We start from the raw sequence: 19,026 nt of genomic DNA, 5'->3' as shown, positions 1-19,026 counted from the left end.
GAGCCTCACGTGAGCTTCGTTCATCTGTCCGTACACTCTGAATATTCGTTGCACGACTCACTCATCCGAGTCAAACCCCTGATGAGCAAGGCCAAGGAATTCAAACAGCCCGCCATTGCCATCTCGGATACCTCGAACATGTTCGCAACCATCAAGGCGTACAATGGGGCCATGGCCATGGGCGTCAAGCCTATTATTGCGGCTGAAATCCAGGTCAAGACCCCGCGACTGGGGGCTTCGTCGCTGTCGCTTTATTGCATGAACAACGATGGCTACCAGGCTTTGTGTGAACTGATCTCAAGGGGCTACAACGAAGCCCCTCGCGACGATCAGAATCACCCCGTCATCCCGCTTGAATGGCTCGACGGTAAGACTGAGAACCTGATTGCCCTCTCGGGAGGGCGCGAGGGGGAGCTCGGAAGACTGCTGATGAGCAACCGCAAGGCTCAGGTTGCCGACGCGCTGGCTGACTACAAGCTGCTTTTTGGTGACCGCCTGTTCATCGAGCTTCAGCGTATTGGTCACCCAGCTGACGATCGGTACATTAAGGAAGCCGTTGCCCTGGCTATCGAGCACAAGGTGCCTGTTGTGGCCACCAACCCTTCGCGGTTTCTGGATCCAGCTGATTTCCAGACGCACGAGATCCGCATTGCCATTGCACAAGGCCGCAGTGTTCGTGCGCTGCGCGAAGACCTGAACCCGCCATGCACGCAGCATCAGTATTTCAAATCTTCCGAGGAAATGGCTGAGCTGTTCAGTGACATTCCCCACGCAATCGAAAACACCGTTCGCATTGCAGCCCTCTGCAGTGTTGACCTGACGTTGGGCAAGAGCTTCCTCCCGAGCTTCCCGGCGCCTAACAAATTGACCGAAGCTGCCTACCTGGAGAAGACATCCTTTGAGGGGCTGGAAGGTCGCCTTATCTATCTTTTCAAAGAGAAAGAGGTGATCGAGCAGAAGCGCCAGACCTACGAAGATCGTTTGAAGTTCGAGCTCAACGTGATCAACCAGATGGGCTTCCCTGGTTACTTTCTCATCGTTGCTGACTTCATCAAATGGGCCAAAGACAACGATATTCCTGTCGGCCCTGGCCGTGGGTCGGGCGCTGGATCCCTCGTAGCCTACTCGCTGGGCATCACCGACCTTGACCCCCTGGCGTATGACTTGCTGTTCGAACGCTTCCTGAACCCAGAGCGTGTGTCGATGCCGGACTTCGACGTCGACTTCTGCATGGACAAGCGCGACCAGGTCATTCGCTATGTGGCAGATGCTTATGGTCACGATGCGGTGTCTCAGATCATCACCTACGGCACCATGGCTGCAAAGATGGTTGTTCGTGACGTGGCGCGGGCCCTGGGGTATCCGTACAGACTGGGCAACCAACTCTCGATGCTGATCCCTAAAGAGCCGGACATTACCCTCACCAAGGCGCTGGAGCGCGTTCCAGCCCTGCAGGTAATGCTGGAAACAGACCACGATGTGAAAAGCATCATGCTTCACGCCCTCAAACTTGAGGGTATCACCCGTCAGGTGGGCAAGCATGCCGGTGGGGTATTGATCAGCCCCGGCGCCCTGACACAGTTCACCCCGACCTACTGCGATCCGGATGGCGGTAGCCTGGTGTCTCAGTACGACAAGGATGACGTCGAGAAAGCAGGGTTGGTCAAGTTCGACTTCCTGGGCCTGCGCAACCTCACGATCATTGATCATGCTCTCAAAAGCATCAACGGTCGGCTGGTCAAAGAAGGCAAGGCCGCGATCGACATCAACGGCATCGATCTCAAGGACAAGCTGACCTACGAGATGATCCAGCGCTGCGAAACGACTGCTGTGTTCCAACTTGAGTCAGCAGGCATGAAGAACCTGATCAAGCGCATTCAGCCTGACTGCTTTGAAGACCTGATCGCCTTGGTGGCCTTGTTCCGTCCAGGCCCACTGCAATCGGGGATGGTGGATGACTTCATCGACCGCAAACACGGACGGGCCGAGCTTGCCTATCCTCACCCAAACTACCAGTACGCTGGTCTCAAGCCAGTGCTGGAGCCGACTTACGGCATTATCCTGTACCAAGAGCAGGTGATGCAGATTGCCCAGGTAATGGCAGGCTACACCTTGGGTGGAGCGGACATGTTGCGCCGGGCAATGGGTAAGAAAAAGCCTGAAGAGATGGCCAAGCAACGCGGTGGCTTTGTGGAAGGGTGTGCTGACAACGGCATTGATGGGCACTTGGCTGCTAACATTTTCGACTTGGTGGAGAAATTCGCAGGCTACGGCTTCAACAAGTCCCACTCAGCGGCTTATGCCCTGGTTGCATTTCAAACGGCATACCTCAAGGCCCATTACCCTGCAGACTTTATGGCGGCGGTACTTTCCTCTGACATGGACAACACCGACAAGGTCGTGCGCTTCATCCACGAATGCCGCAGCATGGGCGTGGAAATCCAAACACCTCACGTGAATCACAGTCAGTGGCACTTTACTTCCCACGAAGGTGTGATCATGTATGGACTGGGGGCTATCAAGGGCTTTGGCGAGTCTGCTTCCAAAGCGATGCTTGCAGATCGCAAGTCCGGTGGTGATTACCTGGATATCATTGACTACCTTCGACGCAACAGTTTGAACAAGAGCTCAATCGAGGCCTGCATCCATGCAGGAATGTTCGACTTCTCTGGCCAGACGCGATCTGAGCTTCTTGCGATCTACCCGACCGCGATGACGGCTGGTAAGCAGCTGCGCAAAAACGTGAATCAGGGCAGTCTGTTTGATATGGAGTTGCCGCAGGTCAAGCGGCCAGCCATAACGCCAGCGGACGATGAAATCCGCCTTGCGGGAGAGCGCAAACACCTGGGTCTTTATCTGACTGGCCACCCTTACGCCAAATACCAAAGCCGCCTGAAGCATTCGCTGACCGCCAGTCTGATCGAGATTGCCCAAAGCGTCGAAGACGACGTGGACGGCGTGGAGAAGGCCAAGTTCAAGCACGTGACGGTAGCTGGCCTGCTGAGCGATATTGATGCCCGCAGCAACACAAAGGGCACCTATGCGTTCTTCAAGCTTGATGATGGAACTGCGCGTCTGGATTGCAGCATCTTCAACAAGCCTTACCACGAGTACCAGGAATTCATGAAGGATGACAACCTGGTGGTTCTTAATGGCATCGTGCGGATCAACCCAAAGACCAACATCGCCTCCCTGATCATCGATCGTGTACAGCCCCTGACCACGTTTCTGCAAAATCAGCCGGGTCGAATCGTTATCCGCACCAAGAGTGCTGCCAGTGTCATGGGCATTCTTCACAGCGCCGGCAACGAGGAAGGCAATCTTCGGGTGTGCATAGAGACCGACAATGGGGATCAGATCGACCTTCCAGCGCTGCCTATTCACCACACCTCAGCTGCACTTTCTCTGCTGCAGCGTAAATTCGGCGATGACTGCCGGGTTGAATATGCACAAAGCCTGGGACGTGTGTTTCGAAGCAAGGATTCTGTCGACATTGACCCTGTCATCGACATCGAGGACATGGACGAGCACCGCTCCAAGCTTCGTGAAGAGCTTGAGCGAAGCCTGCAGGCAGCCAAATCAGCTATGCACGGATCCATGGAGATGGCGTCGTGACATATTCGAAAAAAGACCTGGATGACCCGCAGAACAAAAAGGCTTACGTCCAACATGGAGAGTGGTGTGAGGGAGAATTTCTCAAGGGGATGGGTGCAAGATCCATCCTGAAGGTAAGGAGAAATCCCGAGAAAGACAAAAATAAATACGCTATTGATTTTCTTATCGATGGGTGGGGGCCGTGCGACCTAAAGACCCAAAATAAGCCCTTTTTTACAGCCAGGTACGCATATGGAATCAAGCCCGACCGGGCGATCAGCTTCAATGTGAAGGATCTCATTCACTATATCCCCCACCTGGAGAGAGGTGTCGACGTCGGAATTCTCTTTTGGGTAGAGTGGAAAACCCTGGTGCACGAGAAATATGGAGCAGTGAATTATCGTTGGGGGGTCTACTTCATCAGATTCAGCGAAATAAAGGCGATATTCGAGGAAAGGCTTTGCAAAATTCACAAATACCAAAAGCGAGTGGAAAATAATCCTACGGTCTTTAGCCTTGAGCATCACATGACCATTGAGGGTAATGCAGAGGACAGCATCGGGCTCTCTCTCGATTGGATGACTCCTCTGCTGCATAGCCACGACGACCCGTGGTTCGGCGACAAACCCTTATACTCAATATTGACATAAATCGTTAGTAGCTGTAGATTCTAGATATCTGGTCTAAACCAGCGCCCACAATAAGAAAAATAAAGAGCGTTTCCATGAAGACATTTCGCCAAGAAATGCGTGAGCTCGTGCACGCATCGATCCCTTCCAATGAGATCGTTGACCGCAACATCGACATCACCTTCAAACATTTTGGCTGGGACGGTAGCGGCGGCTGCAGCATGCAGTCGGTTGGCGACGAACACCTGTTGACCCGCGAACGTGTCCGGCAGATCTCCACCAAATGCGCCCGCCAAATGGCGACTCGCCAGGAATCGGTTGTGACCACCCTCCCAGTTCTTCTGGCCACCATCAACAGGATGGCCCCAGCGCGTGCAGAACGCGTTGAGGAAGCTCTCAACGGGCTGGGTTTGGATGGCGACCGCCTGGAAGGCGTCTTGGCGGCAGCTCGGCAGTTCAATAAAGCAGAGAAGCACCTTCGCATCAGTGAAGAGTTCTCACAGCGTTTTGTTATTTTTCCCGACATGGAAGGCTCTGCAACTCAGATCCTGGCCAAAGCTCGCAAGATCACCAGCAAAGTCGGCTTGGCCAACGTCAAGGAATTATTGGATCTCGTTCCAGGAATCCCCGAACCTTCGGCCATCGAGTACATCCGCGATGTGCTCGCCATTCGCCGCGACACCACCTGGCTCGATGAAGAAAAGACCTGGTTCTGGCTAAGTGCATCACCGAGGAATCGGCTGATCACTTGCCTGCACAAGATGCTCTCCTTGTTCTCAAGCGTAACGCTGGAAGGCGTTCGTCAAGGCGCGAATCGCTATTTCAAGAAAGGCGAGAAGATCCCGGCGCAGTTGACCGCTCCAGCGCCAATCATCGCAAGCTTCATCCGTTCCTGGGGTCAAGCCACCTGCTCAGAAGCCAATATCGTACGTAAGGCACCTGGCTTCAGCCCCAAGTCAAAAGTGTTGGATTACGACAGGCTGATCGTGCAATACATCGTTAAGCGCCCTAGCAAAATGGCGCGTGAGAAAGAGCTCGAAAACGCTCTAGTTCCCACTGTTGACGGTGTTGCACACGAGAAGAAACACGCGTTCTCGATCGCGCTGAATTACTCGCCAATGGTGTGCAAGGGCAAGAACCGGGGCGAGTACATTGCTAACGGAGCTTTGTGACGAAAAGGGGAGGCGCAAGCCTCCTTCTTAATTCCGGTTGATCAGGCAGGTTTGCGCTTAAGCCGCCATGGCGCAACAAGCCCCCGCCATAAGCCGAGCAGGTTGGTCAGGATGAAACAGGCTTCAAGCAGCATCAATCCCCATGCCTGCGTGATCACAGCAAAGCATGACATGCACATGCTGCTGATCAAGAAACAGATCCAGCCATAGGGCGAATAACGAGAGTGGCTGGCCACCATTGCCGCACCAGTGATCCCCGTGGCTGCACCTGTCCACTCCAGTACAGTTTGAAGTAGCATCAGTCATCCTGCCTTATCTTTGATGGTTCACAAAATCAGCAGGAAAGCTCACAGGACTCTTCGGCCTGCTGCTTGATGATGATCATGCCTGGGCCAGCCCATTGCTTGATGTTGCAAGCGGCAAGGCGCATGGATGCCAGCAGTTCTCGCAGTCCAGATGCCAGTTCGCGAAATTTGGGGTCTACCTGTTTGGCCAACCCCATATCAACGAAAGTTTGCTCAGCAAGCCCAAATGCCTGCCGAAGCATGAAGCCGTTGGGGTGGCGCTCAAGCAAAGGGTGCACATGGTCGAGAAGGGAGCAGTAACGTCCATCGCCCAAGAACACTGATACCTCGAATGCGCGCACCATTGTTGTCAGCTGAGCACGGCTCAAACAATCTTCCAGGTCAACACAGAACAAAGGCTGTTCGACTACAGCAGGACGCAGCCCATTCCATAGCTGATTGAGCTCTACAGCAGCATCTGGGTGACCGTATTTCGCAAAAAAGTCAGTGCGACCGGCAAGCAGGTCATTGTACTGCACGATGGCCGCATTGATCGGCTGGGCGAGGTCTTGATCGATTTTGAATTGGTACATGGCAAGTTACACTGAAAAAGATGAGCCACAACCACATGTGGTTGAAGCGTTAGGGTTGTTAATCGAGAACCGAGATCCAGCAACGGTTTCCTCGTACTCGACGGTTGCACCTACCAGGTACTGGAAGCTCATTGGATCAATGACCATCTTGATGCCATGCTGGATGAAGAGGGAATCGTCCTCCTGCTGACTTTCGTCGAAACTGAAACCATATTGGAAGCCCGAGCAGCCGCCGCCCGTCACAAAAACGCGAAGCAGGAGGTCGGGGTTTCTTTCTTCCTTAAGGAACACGGCCACCTTGGCCGCTGCATCCTCGGAAATCTGAACGACTTGGGCAGCCGGGTCATACGTTTCAATCGTCATGGATAGCTCCGGAGGCAGTGAGTCAAGGAAAACCACCGCATTCGTCAATTTTTGATGAAGCCGATCATATGGGGTAGACAAATGACTGTCAATATATTAAAAAAGGCTCCTTTATTACCTCTGGCTGGACGGCACCAATGGCGACTCCCGTGAAAGACTCCAAAAGCAATCAGGAAGGCAGGAGCAAGAAAATGCTCTCCATCCCGCAACACATCATTGATCGCATTGTGAGTCAGACCGATCTGGCAGAAGTTGTTGGACGTTACCTCAAGCTCAAAAAACAGGGCGCAGACTATATCGCCCTGTGCCCGTTTCACCGCGAACAGAGCCCTTCGTTCTCAGTGTCTCCTCGCAAGCAGTTCTTTTACTGCTTCGGCTGCGGGGCAGGAGGGAACACCTTGGATTTCATGCAGCAATACTTGAGCAAATCGTTCATTCCCGTTATCCAGGAGCTGGCTGAAGAGGTTGGAATCGACATTACCCCTTACCTTAAGTCCGCTCAAAACGAACAGCTGGACTTCCAGATTCCTCAAGCTTTGGCAGATGCTCAGAATTTTTTTCGCAATGAGCTGTTGCGTAATCACTCGGATGTTGCAGTGGCAACCCAGTACCTGTCTTCTCGTCAGGTAAGCGCCGAGCTCTCTGAGCGCTTCGGCCTGGGCTTCGCCGGCTACGGCAAACGGGCAATCGATGCCCTGACCGAGCATCACGAAGTGCTGATCGAGATCGGCTTGCTGCAGCGTAATGAGACTGGCTCGATTTTCTCGCTGTTTCGCGATCGCCTGATGATGCCAGTGCGCGACATGCGCGGCAAAGTCATCGGCGTTTCCGGGCGTACGCTCGATCCGGAGGTGAAGCCGAAGTACCGAAACTCCAAAGAAAGCGCATTGTTTTCACGAAACAGCGTGCTGTATGGGCTGTACGAGTCAATGCAGGCTTACGGCAACGGCACCAAAATCGAGCGACTTTTCGTGGTAGAAGGTCAGTTTGACGTCCTGGCCAACCACATGCTCAACCTGGCAGCGTGCGCTGCAATGGGTTCATCGGTATCTGTGCAGCAGTTGCGCCTGATGTTGCGCCATGCAAAGCGAGTGAGCTTCCTGTTCGATGGCGACCAGGCTGGGCGTAAGGCATTGATTCAGATTGGCACTTTGTTGCTGGAGAACATCACCGACCATGAGGTTGTTTTTGATGTCTTGACCATGCCAGAAGGCGTGGATCCTCACAATATGGTTACTGAGCAGCCCGATCAGTACCGGGCCATGCTTGATCAGTCCCAGCCATGGCTGGATGCTTTCATCCAAGCACTTACCGCTGGGCATGACCTTGGGACAGACCGTGGGCGTGCTGAGTATGCCAGCGCGGCCCTGGATGTTATTCACGACACCCGAGATCCACTACTGCGCCATCAGGCCGTGCAAAAACTTGCGGCTGTAGCAGGGTTGCCATTTGACGCACTGGAGGAGCGCCTGAAGTCCATGCCTGCCGCCCGAAGCGGTTTTGTAAAACCTCAGGAACAGCTCAATGACGCCTCCATCCGGTTGGCTCGGATTCTTTGGGATGAGCCTCTTTGGGCTGAGCATATCGAAAACACTCAATTGTGGCTGGAGGAGGGTGATGAAATCATCCAAACCCTGGCGGCGTGGAAGATTGATCTGTTTGCAGGCTCTCTGGATGTCATGCCCTCCGCTGAAGAGCAGCGCTTGATCGAAAGTGACCAAAACATGGCGGCTGATATCACCTTGAATTGCCGCAATAGGGGTGGGGCAGCCGCACTGGGCCGTCGCCTGTCTGGACTTCATGAAGGCAGGCTGATGGAAAGCCTGATGAAGGAAGAACCAGAAACCAGTCGGGCCACAGCTCACGCCTTGGCACTGCATATTACTGGCATCTGTGCAGGCAATGGGTTGCAAAGCTTGTCAAAAACAGCAGCGATGGGGGCGTTGGATGACGCTGGACGGGAAAAATTTAACGACCTGATGCGCATTCGCCGTGACTGCATCAATAGAACGAAAAATCTGTAGAACCATTGAATCAATATCCTGCTAAAATGGGGATACTGTTTAATAAACTGCCATTGTGGCAAATGAACTCAGATGGATTTGTGAAGTCCATCTGATCCATCATTGGGGACATTCATGTCAGACGTATTCACTTCTCGCACGATGACCGATCTGGGCAAAATCGGCATTGAAGACCCGTGGGCTCTGCTCCTGAACGTGCCCAAGCACTACGATGATTTCACGGTTCCGTTGAAAAGCGTGCCGGCGATCATGCGCCTTGAGATTGGCACCAGTTTCTATGCCTCCCTGAAACTGGTCAGCGTTGCAACTTCTCAGGAAATTGACGCACAAAAAAAGGCTCTGGGCCAACCAGCTCGTGCGGGCACGGGCGAATACGTCAACATCGAACTCACAGATGGCATGCGCTCACTGAAAGCCATGGTGTTTGGTCGTGTAAAGCCCTGGGAACAGATCCGCAAGGATGCCATTGGCCAGATCATTCACATTTCCGGAAAGCTGTCCCAGGATAAGCGCAATCCCCAATTCAAGGTTGTCAACAACCTGGAGATTGTTCCAAGTTCAGATCGCAATCGTATCGTCTCCCGCTACGGCGGACGAGATGGTGTGATTACCCCTGGGCGTGTCGCTGACTTGACCAAAACAGCACTCCTGCATTTTGCAGATGAGGCGGTAGACCAGATTCTGAATAACCTTGGGGTGCCTGAGCAGACCGTGATGCAGCACTGCCGCATCCCGTTCAATGACCTCAAGCATCTATTGATGACCCTGCATATTCCTCGCACCCCTCAAGATCTTGAGCGTGCGATGAAGAGTGCTCGGCGCATGAACGCCTATTTTGGTATTCGCAAGGCCCTGGAAGCCACAACCCGCAAACCCGTTCCTGAGTCTGCCATCCCGGTCGACCGTGAGCTTATTCGTCAATTGGTTGACCAGCATCCTTTCACACCAACAAAAGATCAGCGCCTGGCAATCTGGGACATGATCTGTGACCTCGCCAGTGAAACCCCGATGGATCGCCTCCTATCAGCTGACGTGGGTAACGGCAAAACAATGGCCTACGGCATTCCTGCTGCATATGCAGCGTCCAAAGGCAAAAACGTTGTCATTCTGCTGCCAACTGAGCCATTGGCGGGACAGGTTGAAAAGAATATTCGCACTTGGTATCCGCAGCTTAAGGTGCACTTGGTTACTGCTGGCTTCAATGGCTTGGTTGAGCAGGGAAGTATTCTTGTCGGCACCACCGCGATCCTTGCCTGGCTCGATAAGCATCCTGACTGGAAAGTCGATTTTGCTGTGACCGATGAGCAGCAGAAGATGGGCACGGTTCAACGTGAATCCCTCAACAATCTGGGAACCCACATCCTTGAAGCCACGGCGACCCCAATTCCGAGAACCATGGCTCAAGCTCTTTTTGGTAACAAAAAGATTACATTGATCGATGACTGCCCGGTGGTGAAGAAAATTTCCACCAAGCTGGTTGGCAACACCCTGTCTGAAAAACGCAATGCCATGGACATTCTCTACAAAACCGTTGCCGATGGCGGTCGTGTGGCCGTGATCTACCCCCTCGTTGCGGAAAAAATGGCCTACGTCTATCACGCCAAGGTTGAAACCCTCAAAGAAGCCGAAAAGATCGGCAGCGCCTTCAAAAAACTCAATTTCCAGGTTAAGTCTGTTAAGGCAGCTGCAGAGTCTGACGACATTGTTTCTGAATTGTCCAAGTCGGTGTGTGATGGCTTTGTCATAGAGCTTCATGGCGAGGAGCAGGCGCACACTCGCTTGCTCAAGCGATTCGAGCGAGCGCTGGGCGAACATTGTCAGGTGCTGGAGTTCCTGGGTGAGCGGATCGACGAAGACCTTGCGCTCAAGAACAAGAAAACCATCATCCAGGGCGCCGAAAAGTGGGAGAAGATCAAGCCAAATCGGGTTGCCGTCATTCATGGGCGCTCAAAGCGTGACGAGAAAGTCGAGATCATTGACCTGATGAACCGTGGCGATGCCGATGTGTTGCTAGCCACCACGCTGATTGAAATTGGTATCGATATCGCTGACCTGAGGGCTTTGGCGGTTATCGACGCTGACTATCTGGGCGCCTATACCCTTCACCAACTCAGGGGTCGAGTAGCGCGAAACGGCGGCAATGGCTTCTTTGTGATGATGGCCAGTGCACCCATTGACGAGCTCGATGAAAAGGCTCTGGATCGTCTGAACCTCCTGGTCAAATTCACCCGAGGTTCAGACATTGCCCTGCATGACATGGAGCAGCGTGGCTTTGGCAACCTAGATGCGGGCGGCAAGGCGCAGAAGGGTTTCGATGACGGACTTTTCTCTCAATTGAAACTTTCGCCCAAGGAAATGGACGCTTTCCTCGCAGACTTCACCAAAGAGATGAAGGAGCAGACCAAGCCAGCAGGCTGGCGCCAGGCCGCTTCAGCACCAACGCCTTAGCCAAAAAACAGGCGCCAACTTCAATAAACCCTATAGTCAAGACGGTATGCGAGTGATCTCAGGATTGCCTTGCATGCCGTCTTTTGCGTTCAAGCAAAATGTTTGACAATTTGCTTGAAAATGGTATAAATGCCCTCAACTTAAATCATCAAGACATGTAGGCAAGGGGAAAAAGCTTGAAATTGAGCCAGAACGCGAACCCGCATGCGATAGACAAAACCCATCAGCAACATGGGTCAACAACGAGAGCCCTGGAGGCCTTATGAGAAAGCGCAAAAACAACCTTCTTGAAGCGCTACCCAATCGTGAGCCGCTGATCGAAGAGCTGGCGCGACTGGAAGCATTGTTCGACGACATGCAGACCAATCTCCCAAAAGGCCCCAAAAATGCTCGGGTTGCAGCTGCTGATGTGAGCACCCGTCTTTTAAAGGCGCGTCGTGAGTTACTCAAAGTCGATACAAAGCGCCAGGAACTGGTCGCTAATTACGAAGGTTTGCTGGGCCTGGACTTCGTTGCAGAAGAAGATGTAGACGCAATCAACCAAGTTGTCCAGATGCGCAAGCAGGCCACTGATGATTACTATCGTGCATATTGCCTGCAAAATTCGCTCTCTCGCATCACTCGCGAATTTGCACCCATTTTGAAAGGTCAGTTGCTTGAGAAGATCGGCACCCTTGAAAAACAGGCCACCGATTGTCGCAAAGGACTGTTTCAAATCTATTGGGCTCTTCCCGATGTCGGCATGACCTTGGCTGAATGGGAAGGTCTGACTCAAGTACAGCGCCGTGGTCTGCGCCCAACTGGTCGACCCTCCCTGCCGCTTGAGTGTCAGATCGCAGAATGCGAAGACCAATCTCAAGCCCTACTGGCTGAAATCAGCAAGCTTTCCAAGGGCAAAGTCAATACGCTTGAAAAAGCACTTGAAGGTATCGAGCTTTCTACGCGTGGTCGTCCAGTAATCAGCGATATCGGCAAGATGGAGCGTTCTGCAGGTCGCCTTCGTCGTGATATGGAGCGCCTTGACCCTAAAGACTTCCCTTCGGAAGCAGAACACAAGAAGAATCCTCGCCTGGGTGACACTTACAAGATTCGCATTGCTCGACTGACTGCTCGCATTGAAGAGATCGAAGACTCCATTCGCATGGCAGAATCCGAGCTAGAGGGTGTTGCCGTCTATCGCCGTGAACTGGAAAAGCAGCGTGCTCGCCACCGCGATCTGGTAGTGCTGGAAAGCAAATCAAACGGAGATGATCAGGCAAAATTGCTGCTTGAGATCCTGCGCAACGAAGTTGAACAGCAAGAAACAGTCGAGATGATTCGCCAGGCCGATCCGCAGGCTACCGAAACGCTGACCCATCGGGTCAACCCGAAGGAAACCCGTGAGCGCCTAAGCCGCCTGGAAATGAATGGTCGCCTTGCCGACAGCGAAATGCTGATCCTGAAGGAGATCAAAGAGTCCATCATGGGCAAGCACTCCACCAGGGGTCGCTAAGACGGACACGAGAAGGGCAGCGAAAGCTGCCCTTTTTCATGCCCGCCGTTTGGTTCGACGAGGCCTTGTTACACTGATGACATCATCAGGCTGATGCCAGACATAGGCTTTAGTCCAAAAGGACTTAGTCATCACTGACGACCACACCTTGGTCTCGTTGCGAAGCCTGAACAGTGTTCCTCCCGCCCATAGCAGCAGCCAGCCCATAGAAGATGCAAGCACGCAGGCCCAGAGGGGATAGGCCTCAATCCTTCCCCTTGCCAAAAGATGGATGCCAATCGTTTGCAGCTGGGCATTCCAACCACTGGTATTGGCCTCATCCAGCCACATGAGGGGGATAGTCGACTTCAGGACTAATGGGTACATTGAGCCCAGTATCGCCGCTATTCCTAGCAGTCCCAGTAGGCAGGCGTAAAATACACGCCATTGCGCTCGACGCCTCAATGCAGATTCGTAGAGAAGCTCTTCTTCAGATACAACTCTGAACGTAGATCTAACTGACACGGGCTAGCTCCTGTGCGATTGATGAATGCCGTCATTTCTAGGTTACCCAGGATGGAAGTGCTTTCGTAGCACGCATCCTGAGCAGTACGGGCTGAGGATGGAACGATGACGCGGTTTTTGTGAACAAGGTGGCTGCGCTCCACCTGATCAACAGAATAGCCAGAGACAGACCAGGATACCCCGGCAGCAGGGCGCTGAGGGCCAGGCCCCAACCTTCCAAGGCATCCAAGGATATCCAGGCGGCGCATGAACAGCTTCATGGCTGAGAGTGGGCAATCCGTCTTTCTCAGCTCATCACTCATGGCATCCCAATGGCGGTCTGCCGGCAGAGGGGCCTGGCTGAAGATGACTGGGCCACCATCAGTGTCCCATTGAATCGCTGCAGGAAGCTTGAGCAAAGCTCGGTGTAGCTCAGCCTTGGCCACTTCGGTCATCATGGGCAGCCACTGTCCGATCAGGGTTTGATGCCGTGAAGTATGGTCATTAAGCTTGGTCAGGACATCCGCCTCATTCTGGCCCATCACGGCCAATATCCAAGGCTTGTCCAGGTAGCTACTGGCCTGCCAGGAGCTTGCCACGAAGCCAAGGAAGTTGCCCAGCAGAAGGATTCGATCCACAGAAGGCCGGAATTTCACTCTATCGAGAAACGTGTTGAGTGCGGGAAAGTGGCCGTGGAGCTCGCTGATAGCGAATATACGGCCACCGCCTGAGAGATTCAGGTGATCAATTTTCATAATTTATTATTCTCTTAGCTAAGCTATTTAAGCGTATATTGGCATTTTTCGCAAGAAGCGCTGGGCAATATATGAGCTAATGTGGTTCAATAGAAAAATGGAATTTGACGATAAAGGGGGCTCCATGGAGAGCCTAGGAAAGATCTTTGAAAAGCGCTTCACGGTGCATTTTCAACCGATCGTAGACATGAAAACGCTCAAGCTGGTTCGCTACGAGGCGCTCAGCCGCCCCCTTGGGTTCGTGCAAGATACCGAAACGCTCATTCACCAGATGGAGCGCACAGGAGAGATTCGCCTGTTCGACCAGTGGGTTGCAGACACTGTCATCAAGACGCTGTCACAACTCCATGACGGGCCTGAAGTGGCTATCAACCTGTCCGCCAAGAGTCTTTGTGACCCCCTATTCCATGACGAGATGGAGTGGATCCTCAGTCGTAAAGCAGATCACGTCAAGATCGAATTCGAGATCACGGAATCCCAAGCCATTCGTGACATGAGCATGGCCAAGGCGTTTGTAAAGCGCCTGAAGGATCATGGCTGCAAAGTCGGTCTTGATGACTTCGGCACAGGACATGCTCGTTTCCGAGTGGTCGAAGAACTTGGCCTTGACTACATGAAGCTCTCTTCGCACTTGACGACAATGATTGATTCCAGTCGCGCCGCCCAACAAGTCATCATCAAGGCAGTAGCTGCTTGCAAGGCTCGCGGCATTCCTGTGGTCGCTGAGCACATCGACAATCCCAAGCAGTACGCTTGGCTGCGCGATATCGGCATTGACCACGGTCAGGGCTGGCTGTTCTCCAAAGCGGGCAAGGAATTGCTGAGTCAGGCAAACTACAAGTCTCAGCTGGATCAAGCCATTGAGCAAGATCGCGCCGGTAAACCTCCTGCCAATGTTCACAGCATGTGGACGCCAAACCCCAATTGATTGAAGAGCCCCTTCAGGGCTCCAGTCCAGGCTCGGTCAAGCGAGCCTTAAAACCATTCTCGATTCCGAAATGATCCCTCAGGATCTGATTCATACGAGCCCAGGCTTTTGGGCTACGCTGCTTCATCTGCGCACGACCTGTACCTATCCCACCCGACGGAAACACCAGCGTATGTCTTCTGGAGAGCTTGTAAAGCGCTCTGAGGTCAGCCTCGACTGCCTGTATGTCTTCCTCGGAGTCTGAGAAATAAGCGCTTTCCTCGGTCGATGGGGCGCGCTTGGTGGCAATACCAAAAGCGTTGGGCTGATAGCGGATCACCGCCTGCCCAGCGCCATGGGCCACTCCCTTGCGAACCACATTGTCTCCAAAGATGAAGATGTCGTTGGGGTGCGCCTTCGTCAATTCGACGCTGTAATTTTCAACCAGGCGCACCCTCATGATCACTTCCTCTTTGCAGCGGGCTTGGTACCGCTGGTTTTGCTGGCAGTGCTGCCAGATTTACCACCACCAGCTTTATCGCCGGCAAGCTGTGCGTCGATGAATTTGCGGCACGCATCCATCTCTGTGAACACACGCTGATCAGGTTGCTTGTCTTCTGGCAGCTTGGCAGCCAGGGACTTGGCGAACTTGATCATCTTCTCAGACGGAGGAGCGCTTTTGTACTGAGCGTCGAGAGCAGGCTTATGCTTGGTGACGAACTCATCAAAAAGCTTGCGGTCTGCCTTCTGCTCAGCAGTTGCGGTAACACCGGCAGCCGCCTCAATCTTGGCCAAGAAGCCAAGTTGCGCATCGCTGAGGCTGAACTCGCCACCCTCGCCACGTGGTCGGGCATGTTCATTGAGGAAATCACTGGCCTTCTTTGGGTCAGTCAGGGTGCCCGATGGAAGCTTGATCCCTTTTCGCTCGGCGATCGACTTGATGGCTGACTTCATCTTGTCGGTAACCTTGCCAGGCGTGCGTGGAAGGGCTTTCTTCTCCACCGTTTCGTACATCTTGTTCATCCAGTTGATGTACTCATCCAGGCCCCTGAAGGTTTCCTCGATGAACTGGTCACGAGCACGAATCGCATCTGCATCGTTGTCCAACAGGGCCAGCTCTGCCAACTTTCCTTCCCACGAAGCGGTGGTTTCGATGCGATACATCGCATGCTTTTCGTGCTGCATCAGGAATTCGATCAGCTCCTTACCCTTAGGGTCGAGGAAGAAGGCACCTTTCTCGGCGTGAATGTAGCCACGCGCCATGATCACGGGAATGATTTCCTTACGAGTTGCTGGGGTACCGATACCCTCTGGCTTGTCAGTACCGTCGTTCAGATACTTGCGCATTTCAGGATCATCCACCTCGCGGGCAGCATTCTGAAGCGCAACAAAGAAGTTAACGTCGGTATAACGACTCGGCGCCTTGGTCTGTCCTTCCTTGAGAATCACTTCGTCAAGGTTAGCGGGCTCATTATTCTTCAGGCGCGGCAACTCGGTGGTTTTGGCCGATGCGGTATTCATGATTGCTTGCCAGCCAGGATCAACCGTACGCTCAGCTTTTGCCGAGAAGTTACTGACCGGGGCACCCAGCATGTCTTCAACTGGCACCTGGAAGGTAATCTTCTGGGTGGCGAATTTGGCAGGAGGAAGAAGGGCCTGAATGAACCGTTCTGCGATCAAGCGGTAAGCGGCCTGCATGTGGTGCGCGGTGTGGGCGACTTTGCCCTTGACCGCTTTTTTGGGGTACATGCTTGCCAGGCCCTGAGCGTCGACAGCACGTAAGCTTGGGATGATCCCATGGTGCTCCAGTTTCTTGTCAGTGTAGCATTTGGGCTTGAAGGCCTTGTACTTGGGGTCAGTGCCATTATGAATGGCAAGAGCCTGCTGGGCGGCTGCTGTCAGACCTGGCAGGTTCATGACACTTTTGATCAAAGGGTCGCGCTCACTGGCCACGTACAGGCTGTTTGGCAGCTCGCACTTGTCGGTACGCGAGTAGGAGATGTAGCCTTGTTCGTTCAGGTCTTCGATGACCGCTTGCGCCACGTCGCCGGAAAGCTTGGTCACCTTGACCACATCGGCAAGAGCACCCACCAGGTTATAGGTAATGGGCGGATGCTTCTCTTTGGTGCCTTCGCTGTATTCGAGCACTTTGGCCTGAGAAGCGCTTTTTTCCAAGCGCGACTTGAATTGGTCGATGTGCGGCTTGCTGGTGAACAGCGGCGCATCCATCTTGTTCTCGCCCTCAAGACCCTGGGGGCGCCAGGTCACGCCGCTGGGCATGGCATCTATGATTTCACGAGTCACTTTTGGCTCGTATTCAGCAATCAGGTTCGCCCCCTGCACGCTGAAGTCACCATTAACGTTGAAGAAGGTTTGAGGCACGAAGTTGCGAATTGCCATTTCGCGCTTGTAGATCATGTACAGGGCAGCGGTCTGCACACGCCCCATGGAAATGACCTTGTCACGTGCGGTTTCGCCACGACCCAGAAAGTTACCCAGCAAGGCGAACTGACCGTAGTGGCTCATCAGTCTGACTACGTAAATGTAACCATGGTCACAATGGGCGCGTGCTTCAGCAGCTCGGGCCAGACTCTTCTTCTCGAAAGAAGGGAGGAGGTTGTTCAGGGCCTTGCGCATCGAGTCGCCATCCATACCCCCGGCCAGCCAGCAGCGCTGCACTGGGAGTTGGCAGTTGAAGTATTCCAGGATCGACCAGCCGATGTATTCACCTTCACGATCAGAGTCGGTTGCCAGAATCACTTCATCCGCTTGATCCAGCGCTTTTTTGATGTTGTCCAGGTAGCTCTTGATCGGCTTGCCCTTGTTGTCAGGGCCATCGACGATCGGAACCAGCTTCTTCTTGCGAGGGATGGGCGAAAGAAGGGTTGGATTGTGCCAACCCAGGCCAGGCTGCAGATCGTCAGGAGAGGGCAGGGTCAGCAAGTGGCCCTTGGCCGGCACCACAATGACTTTGGAGCCATTCCAGGTGCCTTCATAGCCCATGGACGATTTCGACCAACCCATGGCCTTCGCCATCGGTTCAGAAACCTGGTTTTTCTCGGTGATAATGGCAATGGTCTTCATTCGATGAACCTTAAGATTTTGCGCTTGTTAGTGATGGCGGCGATTTCAGTGCGCTTCTTGATGACCATGGGGGTCTGAGCTGCCATCGGGGTTGAGAATCCAGCGGGCGAGCCGCCAGAGATCGACTGTTCCAGCGCGGCAAGGGAAGGAACCCCCTTGTCCGTAAACACAGTAACCGGGCTGTCCTGAGCCGCCATGGCGACTCCAGCACGGCCAAAATTGGTAGTTCGTCCCAGCGCCTTGGATTCACCTGAGGTGCCGATGACCGGGTACAAGCCTGCATAGGCGTTGGCGATCTTTTTCAGATAAACCACGCGCTTTCCAGGGGTCTTGGAATGGTAGTTGCCTACCGCCAGCCAGGGGCGGCTGGGTTCCTCCTTCAGTCGCTTGGACAGAATCCAGGCGCCGGCTTGAATGTTCTTGCAGGGATTGAAAATCAAATCCTTCCAGGTGTAGCCAAGCTCACGCTGAATATCGTTCAGATGGATGGTATTTACCTGCATGACGCCCATATCGTATGAGCCATCGGTGTTGCGACTTGCGGTGCCGGCCTGCCCGCCTTCGACTGCGATGATGGTCTTGAGCATGATCGGCTGAATGCCGAAGGCCTGGCTGGACTGACTGATGCACTGATTGAGTACATTCAGAGGAATTGGAGTTTCTGCAATGCCTGAAGCCTGGCTGTTGGCAGCAACTCCCAGCAGGAGCGCAGCACTGAGGGCTAGCTTTCGGAACATGGACGGATACCTTTATTTTTATCGGCCTTTGGGCGCTTTTTTCTCTCGGGTCGTCCGGACTCGAAAATTTGAATTCCGAAAATTTCCTTCATAAGCCTGCGCTTTTGGAGGTACTCGGAGGTGCGAAAGCCCTTGGCGTCTTCTACTACTGTCTCACCGTTTTTTTTGTAAACAAAATCAGCGACATAAGTGGAGATGTGAATTCCGCCAGCTTGCAGGGCGTACGGGATCTGGCGCTGCAGATCGCAGATCTCACCCGCCCGCTCCAGCAGGCGCAGCACCAAAAAACGTTCATATTCCATCTTAGAATCAAAGCGCCCCTCGGGTGCATTGACCTTGATTGCATTGAATTTACCGTTGCGTTTTTTCGACGCGCCTTTGCTCAGCGCCTGCCGGTATTCTTCGGCGGATACCCGATTGCCAAGCTGGCTGGTGTCGAGTGATCGCAGGCGCAGCACCGG

Annotated in this window: 15 protein-coding genes; 7 read left to right on the top strand and 8 right to left on the bottom strand. The window is 53.5% G+C overall.

Features of this window, described 5'->3' with window-relative positions; all coding sequences use genetic code 11:
• The first annotated feature begins 9 nt into the window (after positions 1 to 9).
• The 3 genes from dnaE (at position 10) to IFT57_RS09855 (ending at position 5,395) form a co-directional block, all read left to right on the top strand.
• Positions 10 to 3,615, top strand: a complete 3,606-nt coding sequence (gene dnaE, locus IFT57_RS09865; RefSeq protein ID WP_122531609.1) for a DNA polymerase III subunit alpha — start codon at positions 10 to 12, stop codon at positions 3,613 to 3,615.
• Positions 3,612 to 4,244, top strand: coding sequence for a hypothetical protein (locus IFT57_RS09860; protein ID WP_122531610.1), 633 nt, complete (start codon positions 3,612 to 3,614; stop codon positions 4,242 to 4,244). The genes dnaE and IFT57_RS09860 overlap by 4 nt, the downstream gene beginning before the upstream one ends.
• Before the next feature lie 74 nt (positions 4,245 to 4,318).
• A complete protein-coding gene (locus IFT57_RS09855) occupies positions 4,319 to 5,395 on the top strand; it encodes a hypothetical protein (RefSeq protein ID WP_122531611.1) in 1,077 nt (358 codons plus the stop codon).
• Between the two features lie 41 nt (positions 5,396 to 5,436).
• Here IFT57_RS09855 and IFT57_RS09850 read toward each other — a convergent pair whose 3' ends face one another.
• Genes IFT57_RS09850 through erpA form a run of 3 tightly spaced genes read right to left on the bottom strand, consistent with a single transcriptional unit; the run spans position 5,437 to position 6,635 of the window.
• On the bottom strand, positions 5,437 to 5,694 hold the full coding sequence (locus tag IFT57_RS09850) for a nicotinamide mononucleotide transporter (protein WP_122531612.1): 258 nt from the start codon (positions 5,692 to 5,694) through the stop codon (positions 5,437 to 5,439).
• A 35-nt stretch (positions 5,695 to 5,729) separates the two neighbouring features.
• Positions 5,730 to 6,272 carry a hypothetical protein gene (locus IFT57_RS09845; RefSeq protein WP_122531613.1) on the bottom strand — a complete coding sequence of 181 codons (543 nt, stop codon included), beginning with the start codon at positions 6,270 to 6,272 and terminating at the stop codon, positions 5,730 to 5,732.
• 6 nt (positions 6,273 to 6,278) lie between these two features.
• Complete coding sequence (gene erpA, locus IFT57_RS09840) at positions 6,279 to 6,635, bottom strand: iron-sulfur cluster insertion protein ErpA (RefSeq protein ID WP_122531614.1); 357 nt, start codon at positions 6,633 to 6,635, stop codon at positions 6,279 to 6,281.
• A 149-nt stretch (positions 6,636 to 6,784) separates the two neighbouring features.
• Between erpA and dnaG the strand changes: the two genes are divergently transcribed.
• The 3 genes from dnaG to IFT57_RS09825 all read left to right on the top strand — a co-directional run bounded on the left by dnaG (position 6,785) and on the right by IFT57_RS09825 (position 12,599).
• A complete protein-coding gene (gene dnaG, locus IFT57_RS09835; RefSeq protein WP_241032751.1) occupies positions 6,785 to 8,659 on the top strand; it encodes a DNA primase in 1,875 nt (624 codons plus the stop codon).
• 114 nt (positions 8,660 to 8,773) lie between these two features.
• Positions 8,774 to 11,107: a DEAD/DEAH box helicase gene (locus IFT57_RS09830; RefSeq protein WP_122531616.1), complete on the top strand. Its 2,334-nt coding sequence runs from the start codon at positions 8,774 to 8,776 to the stop codon at positions 11,105 to 11,107.
• A 262-nt stretch (positions 11,108 to 11,369) separates the two neighbouring features.
• Positions 11,370 to 12,599, top strand: coding sequence for a hypothetical protein (locus IFT57_RS09825; RefSeq protein WP_122531617.1), 1,230 nt, complete (start codon positions 11,370 to 11,372; stop codon positions 12,597 to 12,599).
• A 440-nt stretch (positions 12,600 to 13,039) separates the two neighbouring features.
• Here the strand turns inward: IFT57_RS09825 and IFT57_RS09820 are convergent, their stop codons facing one another.
• Positions 13,040 to 13,837 (bottom strand): serine/threonine protein phosphatase, encoded by a 798-nt coding sequence (locus IFT57_RS09820; protein ID WP_122531619.1) that lies wholly within the window; start codon positions 13,835 to 13,837, stop codon positions 13,040 to 13,042.
• Between the two features lie 97 nt (positions 13,838 to 13,934).
• Here IFT57_RS09820 and IFT57_RS09815 point away from each other — a divergent pair, with 97 nt between their 5' ends.
• A complete protein-coding gene (locus IFT57_RS09815; protein WP_241032752.1) occupies positions 13,935 to 14,765 on the top strand; it encodes an EAL domain-containing protein in 831 nt (276 codons plus the stop codon).
• A gap of 13 nt (positions 14,766 to 14,778) precedes the next feature.
• Here IFT57_RS09815 and IFT57_RS09810 read toward each other — a convergent pair whose 3' ends face one another.
• From IFT57_RS09810 to IFT57_RS09795, 4 genes are read right to left on the bottom strand one after another with little or no spacing between them, the layout of a single operon-like run.
• Positions 14,779 to 15,204 (bottom strand): DUF7831 domain-containing protein, encoded by a 426-nt coding sequence (locus IFT57_RS09810; RefSeq protein ID WP_122531620.1) that lies wholly within the window; start codon positions 15,202 to 15,204, stop codon positions 14,779 to 14,781.
• Between the two features lie 2 nt (positions 15,205 to 15,206).
• A complete protein-coding gene (locus IFT57_RS09805) occupies positions 15,207 to 17,828 on the bottom strand; it encodes a DNA topoisomerase (RefSeq protein ID WP_122531621.1) in 2,622 nt (873 codons plus the stop codon).
• Positions 17,825 to 18,565 (bottom strand): lytic transglycosylase domain-containing protein, encoded by a 741-nt coding sequence (locus IFT57_RS09800; RefSeq protein WP_122531622.1) that lies wholly within the window; start codon positions 18,563 to 18,565, stop codon positions 17,825 to 17,827. The genes IFT57_RS09805 and IFT57_RS09800 overlap by 4 nt, the downstream gene beginning before the upstream one ends.
• Positions 18,550 to 19,023, bottom strand: a complete 474-nt coding sequence (locus IFT57_RS09795; RefSeq protein ID WP_122531623.1) for a DUF1064 domain-containing protein — start codon at positions 19,021 to 19,023, stop codon at positions 18,550 to 18,552. Before IFT57_RS09795 ends, IFT57_RS09800 begins: the two co-directional genes overlap by 16 nt.
• Between the last annotated feature and the right edge of the window lie 3 nt (positions 19,024 to 19,026).

Origin of the sequence: Pseudomonas sp. CFBP 13719, assembly GCF_014842095.1 — a bacterium.
Classification (GTDB): domain Bacteria; phylum Pseudomonadota; class Gammaproteobacteria; order Pseudomonadales; family Pseudomonadaceae; genus Aquipseudomonas.
Note: the sequence above shows the minus strand (reverse complement) of the source record. Positions and strands in the feature narration are given on the sequence as shown.

Coding starts and splice junctions, on each gene's coding strand:
- IFT57_RS09855 (WP_122531611.1), top strand. CDS start 4,319: ATGAAGACATTTCGCCAAGAAATGCGTGAGCTCGTGCACGCATCGATC.
- IFT57_RS09850 (WP_122531612.1), bottom strand. CDS start 5,694: ATGCTACTTCAAACTGTACTGGAGTGGACAGGTGCAGCCACGGGGATC.
- IFT57_RS09845 (WP_122531613.1), bottom strand. CDS start 6,272: ATGTACCAATTCAAAATCGATCAAGACCTCGCCCAGCCGATCAATGCG.
- erpA (WP_122531614.1), bottom strand. CDS start 6,635: ATGACGATTGAAACGTATGACCCGGCTGCCCAAGTCGTTCAGATTTCC.
- IFT57_RS09830 (WP_122531616.1), top strand. CDS start 8,774: ATGTCAGACGTATTCACTTCTCGCACGATGACCGATCTGGGCAAAATC.
- IFT57_RS09825 (WP_122531617.1), top strand. CDS start 11,370: ATGAGAAAGCGCAAAAACAACCTTCTTGAAGCGCTACCCAATCGTGAG.
- IFT57_RS09820 (WP_122531619.1), bottom strand. CDS start 13,837: ATGAAAATTGATCACCTGAATCTCTCAGGCGGTGGCCGTATATTCGCT.
- IFT57_RS09815 (WP_241032752.1), top strand. CDS start 13,935: ATGGAATTTGACGATAAAGGGGGCTCCATGGAGAGCCTAGGAAAGATC.
- IFT57_RS09810 (WP_122531620.1), bottom strand. CDS start 15,204: ATGAGGGTGCGCCTGGTTGAAAATTACAGCGTCGAATTGACGAAGGCG.
- IFT57_RS09805 (WP_122531621.1), bottom strand. CDS start 17,828: ATGAAGACCATTGCCATTATCACCGAGAAAAACCAGGTTTCTGAACCG.
- IFT57_RS09800 (WP_122531622.1), bottom strand. CDS start 18,565: ATGTTCCGAAAGCTAGCCCTCAGTGCTGCGCTCCTGCTGGGAGTTGCT.